Source organism: Telluria sp. ZB4P34, assembly GCF_059686055.1.
Window position 1 is genome coordinate 1 of sequence record NZ_JCASIF010000035.1, and the last position, 5,131, is coordinate 5,131.

The 5,131-nt window shown below is 63.4% G+C and carries 3 protein-coding genes; 1 reads left to right on the forward strand and 2 read right to left on the reverse strand.

Annotated elements, in window-relative coordinates:
• Nucleotides 1-467 precede the first annotated feature (467 nt).
• Nucleotides 468-2,825 carry a penicillin acylase family protein gene (locus AC56KL_RS23155; protein WP_497182532.1) on the reverse strand — a complete coding sequence of 786 codons (2,358 nt, stop codon included), beginning with the start codon at nt 2,823-2,825 and terminating at the stop codon, nt 468-470.
• The gene (locus AC56KL_RS23160) at nt 2,822-4,465 is read right to left on the reverse strand and encodes a DUF418 domain-containing protein (protein WP_497182533.1); all 1,644 of its coding nucleotides are present in this window, start codon (nt 4,463-4,465) and stop codon (nt 2,822-2,824) included. Before AC56KL_RS23160 ends, AC56KL_RS23155 begins: the two co-directional genes overlap by 4 nt.
• Before the next feature lie 189 nt (nt 4,466-4,654).
• On the opposite strand from AC56KL_RS23160, the gene AC56KL_RS23165 reads away from it, so the two are divergent.
• Nucleotides 4,655-4,954 carry a MarR family winged helix-turn-helix transcriptional regulator gene (locus tag AC56KL_RS23165; protein WP_497182534.1) on the forward strand — a complete coding sequence of 100 codons (300 nt, stop codon included), beginning with the start codon at nt 4,655-4,657 and terminating at the stop codon, nt 4,952-4,954.
• Nucleotides 4,955-5,131: the final 177 nt, after the last annotated feature.

Here is a 5,131-nt window from a genome sequence, read left to right on the forward strand (position 1 = left end):
GCCGCCAGCGTTCAATCTGAGCCAGGATCAAACTCTTCAGTTCAATCTCTGTTTGTTGACACTTTCGTGTCACCCTTATTTCTAAGGGGTCGCTCACTCAAGATACTGACCGTCATCTCATTGCTGAGACAACGCTTAATACTTTTGTGAACATTTGATAATTTAAGTATTCACTGACCGATGTCAGCGGCACCTTCATCAAACGCCCACACTTATCGACTGTTGATTGTTAAAGAACTGCGTTCTGTACTACCTTGCTGCACCGTGCGAAGCGTTGTGTTCGTCAGCAGCAGAGGAACGAGATTATGCAGTGTTTCGCGTTTCTCGTCAACCCTCTTCCACTTCGTTGCAAACTTTCTTGCTGAGCTTGTTATCGTAAGCACTTGATTACGTTAACGTTTTTTTGCTCGAACCGAAGCGGACGCGAACTATAGCAAAGCCCGCGCCGCCTTGCAAGCCCCGCATGCTTACCGTGCCGGCGCCAGTTCAATGACCTGCCTGGTCGCCTTCTGCACCGCTTCCCGCGAATACAGGAGCGGGAAGTACTTCCCTTCCGCCCAGCTGGCGGCCAGGTCACGGTAGTGCGGGCTGGCCGGGTCGCCCGACTGTCCCGGCGTATTGATCGCACGCGAGTTATCCCAGTTGCCCACGTCGAGCACCATGCGGAAGGACGGCCCATGCGCCTGCCAGAAACTGCTCGGGTAATAAGCCGACACGTTGACGGTGTACGCGCCCCCTCCCCGCGGAAACGGACCGACGTTCACCTGCGCACGGGCAGCCTGGTCGAGGATCGGCGCCATCGGATGGATGAAATAGCTGAAGTGCAGCTTGCCCCATTGCCAGCGTGCGGGGTCGGGTCCCTGCAGCGATTCCATCTCCGCCCATGCCGTGGCGAGACTGGACAACAGGACGCCGTTGCGCTTGCGGAGTGCATCGGCGCCGAAGCGCTGCGTTGGTTGCTCGAGCGATTCGAGCATGACGCTCGCATGTGGTGCATCCATGGCCTCTCTCGCCGCAGGGCTCAGGACAGCAGCCTTGAATGCATTGCCGAGGTGACGCGACCACCACACCTCGTACAATGCGGCCGCTGCCGAAGCAGCGCCTTCTTCTCCGTTCCAGGCCGACAGCAGGCGTAGTGCCGCCTGCGTGTTCCGGTCCTGCGCCGACAAAGGCTTCAGGAGAGCGACCAGCCGGCGTGCATTGAGCGACACGACATCGTTCTGCAGCCGCTGCATGTCTTCCAGGCTCGCCTTCGGCGTACTTGACAGCACCTCGGCGATGCGCCGCGCGCGTGCATTGTCCGGCCACTCGAAACCGAGCTTATGTTCCTTGTACGGGAAACCGGCCGGCAGGTTCATCTCGTTGGCCGACGCATACCAGCCTTGCTTCGGGTTCAGCACATACGGCAGCTTGGCGCCGTCGAGGAATCCCTTCCATTCATGGCGGCCGTCCCCGGGCACCGGCATCAGCCCGTCCCAGTTCGGACGCACCGGCGCCAGGCCTCCGGCTACCCAGCCGATGTTCCCAGAGGTATCGGCAAAGACCTGGTTTTCGGTCGGGGCGCCCCAGCGCTCCATGGCGCGGCGGAATCCGATGAAGTCCTGCGCCTTCATGTAGTCGATGCTGCCGAAATACGGGGCCATGCCCGGCGCCGTCCATGCGGTGCGGACCGCGAATGCCCGGCGCTTGCCAGGCTCCTGGTAGATCACGGGTCCGTGCCGGGTAAAGCGCAGCTCCACCGTCCTGGCTGCACCGCCGCGCACCTGGATCTTCTCGCGTACCACGCGGAAGTTTTCCCACTTTCCCCCGTAGCGGTACTGCTGCGGATTGGCGGGGTTGGTCTCGTAGACGTACAGGTCTTCCTGGTCGATGCTGAAGATGGTCAGTCCGAACGCGACTTTGCCGTTGTGGCCGATCGACACGCCGGGCAGCGCCGGTTCGCCCGCCCCGATGACGTCCAGGCCGGGCGCACTCAGATGCACGATATAGCGCAGCGAGGGCGCACCGTAGGCGCGGTGCGGATCGTTTGCCAGGATGGGGCGGCCGGTCGCGCTGCGCGAGGGAGCGACCACCCAGTTGTTGCTGCCCTCGAGCGTTTCCTCGTTCGGCAAGGCGCGCGACGCCTGCAGGGTCTGGCGGTCGAAGCGAACGGTGTCGGTCGCGCGGGTGAAGACGTCGAGAACATCGTCGGGCAGGCAGGGGTCCAGGCCTTCCGGTACGCGCGTCGTCCAGCTTGGCGACAGCTGCGCGCGCACGGCATCGGCGGCCAGGCCGGCGCGGCACACCACGCGCGCGCGCGCCACTTCCTGCGTCAGGTTGCGCGTCAGGCCGTGGCTGCGGATGCGTACCACGTCTTCCGGCCGCCATTTCGCGGGCCGGTAGCCGAGCTGGCGAAATTCGAAGGGCATCAGTTCCGGCTTGCGCGCGATGGCGTCGATGTAGGCGTTGATGCCGGCGACGAAGCGCGCGCTGGTACGCTGCGCATCCTTGCCGTAGGCCGCCCATTCCGGCTCCATGCCGCCGCGGTACAGGAACAGGCGCGCGGCGCGGTCCTGCTCCACGTAGGATGGACCGAACACGGAGGCCAGCTCGCCCAGCCCGCGACGGCGCCACAGGTCGATCTGGAACAGGCGGTCGCGCGCGGCATTGAAACCCTGGACGAAGAAGGCGTCATCCTGGCTGGCGGCATAGATATGCGGCACGCCCCACTGGTCGACCAGGATGCGCGCCGGCTGGCCCAGGCCGGCCACCTTCACCGGCTGCGCGGCTGCCGGCAGCGCGACGCCTGCGAGCAGCGCCGCGCCGAGATGAACAAGCCCCCTCACGCCGGCGTGACCACGGCGGGCACGGCTGCCGGCGGCTGGAGGCGCATCGGCGGGATCTGCCAGTAGGTGACGGCACGCCACAGCCATTCCATCGGACCGTAGCGGAAGCGCGACAGCCACACATGGCTGAACACGATCTGCGCCCCTGCGAGCAGCACGACGAACAGCATCTGGTCGACGCGCGAAATGCCCCAGTTGCCGAAGCCGTAGCCGAAGAAGAAGACCGAGGCGACCAGCGATTGCGTCAGGTAGTTGGTGAGGGCCATGCGGCCGAACGGTGCGAGCACGCTCACCTTGTTCAGCGGCGACGCGCTGTACAGCATCAGGATCACCAGGCTGACATAGCCGAGCGAGGCCGGCAGGTTGCCCAGCATTTGCAGGCCGGAGGCCAGCTGGTAGCCGTCGGCGCCGCGTGATCCGGGCACCGCATGCATGGCGATCGTCGAGCCGAGCACGCCCAGGCCGATGCCGATCGGCAGGCCGAACATGGCTAGCTTGCGGAACAGCGGCAGATGGGCGTGGGCCCTTTCCATGACGCCGGAGCGGACGAACCAGGTGCCGATCAGGAACATCGCGATCAGAATCGTTGCAAAGCCGACCTGGCCCGGCGCGCCTTCGGCGAAGTCCTTGGCGCGCAGGCTGACTGCGTCGGCAAAGCTGCCTTTGGTGAGCACCGCAGTCTCAGTCTTGATGCGCTCGTCGCGTTCCTTGAGATTCTTGGCGCGCTCAGCCGCCTGCTCTTTCTGTTTCTTGACCTCTTCCTTGGTTACGACGGCGGCCGGCTTCTCGGGGAAGAAGTACATCGACGCCCCGGCGCCGGTCATCATCAGGAAGGAGAAGCAGTAGATGCCGACCCCGAGCCGCCACGGACGGCCCGGCTTGTCGGCGTGGTAGCGCGTGGTGAAGTAGCCGAGCGTGAGCAAGGCGACGCCGAGCATCGGCATGCCGAAGCGTGCCTGCGGGGGCATGGCGGGCAGGATCCAGGTCACGCCGCCGCCAATCGCAACGATCACGCCGACGACCATCATGATAAAGGCGATCACAGGCGGCTTGCCGAAGCGCTTCATGCGCTGCTCACCGCGCAGCCACCAGGCGACGACGCCGAAGAACGCCAGGCCGCCGGCAATGCCGAACAGCCAGTCCATGCCGGGAATGAAGCCGCCGCCGGTACATGCGGCGATCGCCAGCAGGATCCACTTGGTCCGTCCGTACAGCACGACCAGCAGCGAGGTCGCTGCGACGGCGTAGCTGAACAGGATGTCGCCGGCGAACAGGAAGATGTGGTGCAAGGCGCCGAACACGGCAAGTGCAGCGATGCGGCGCATGTAGGGAACCAGGAAGCTGCGGCCGGCGCGCTCCGCACGGGTGAGCATGACGGCGAAGCCCATGCCGAACAGCAAGGAGAAGATGGTCCAGAATTTACCGGTAACGAAATACTGGACGAAGTAACTGACCCAGAAATTTGCGCCGCTGAGACCAGTCTGCATGCCCGAGCCGATCTGGGACGTGGCGCGGTTGAAGAACTCGACGTTCATCAACAGGATGCCGATCAGGGCAAATCCGCGTATGACGTCGAGCGACTGGATGCGCTCGTTGTTTCCGACCGGCGTCAAGGCCGCCGGCACTGCTGGTTTGTCCATGGCCATCCCCTACTGGTTTTTATGATCAGATGATCGTAGTCCAGCTGGAAGCAGGCAAACGTATTTATGCGACGAACTGTTGGAAAGGGGGGTTAAAACGCATTCCACCCGACCAATATGTATATCGCATAGGCGTTGCAGCCCGCCGCGTCGCTTGCAATTAGATAGTGTGCGATTTATATTGGTTCGATGAACTCCTCTCCCCTTCCCGCTGCAGCGCCGCTGCTCGACCTCCTCGACTCCGCCACGCTGACGCCGCTGCTCAAGCGCATGGAAGCGCAGGGCCTGGTCGAGCGCGCACGCGCCCGTAACGACGAGCGGCAGCTGATTGTCAGCCTGACCGAGCAAGGCCGGGCTTTGCGCCAGGATGCTGCGGCGCTGATGCCCGAGATCCGGTGCGCCACCAAATGCTCGGTCGACGAGATCACCAGTCTGCGCGACCAGCTGGTTGGGCTGCGCAAGAACCTGAACGATAGCGCGGCCGGGTAATCTGTTGATGCGGCGGGCCTCGGCCCGCCAGGTATCTGGGCGCCTTGGCTGCGTGCAAACGCAAACAAACGCAAAAAAGCCCATCCAGGTCACTGGATGGGCTTTCTCTTATAACTAGCCTGACGATAACCTACTTTCACACTGGTTGCAGCACTATCATCGGCGCAAAGTCGTTTC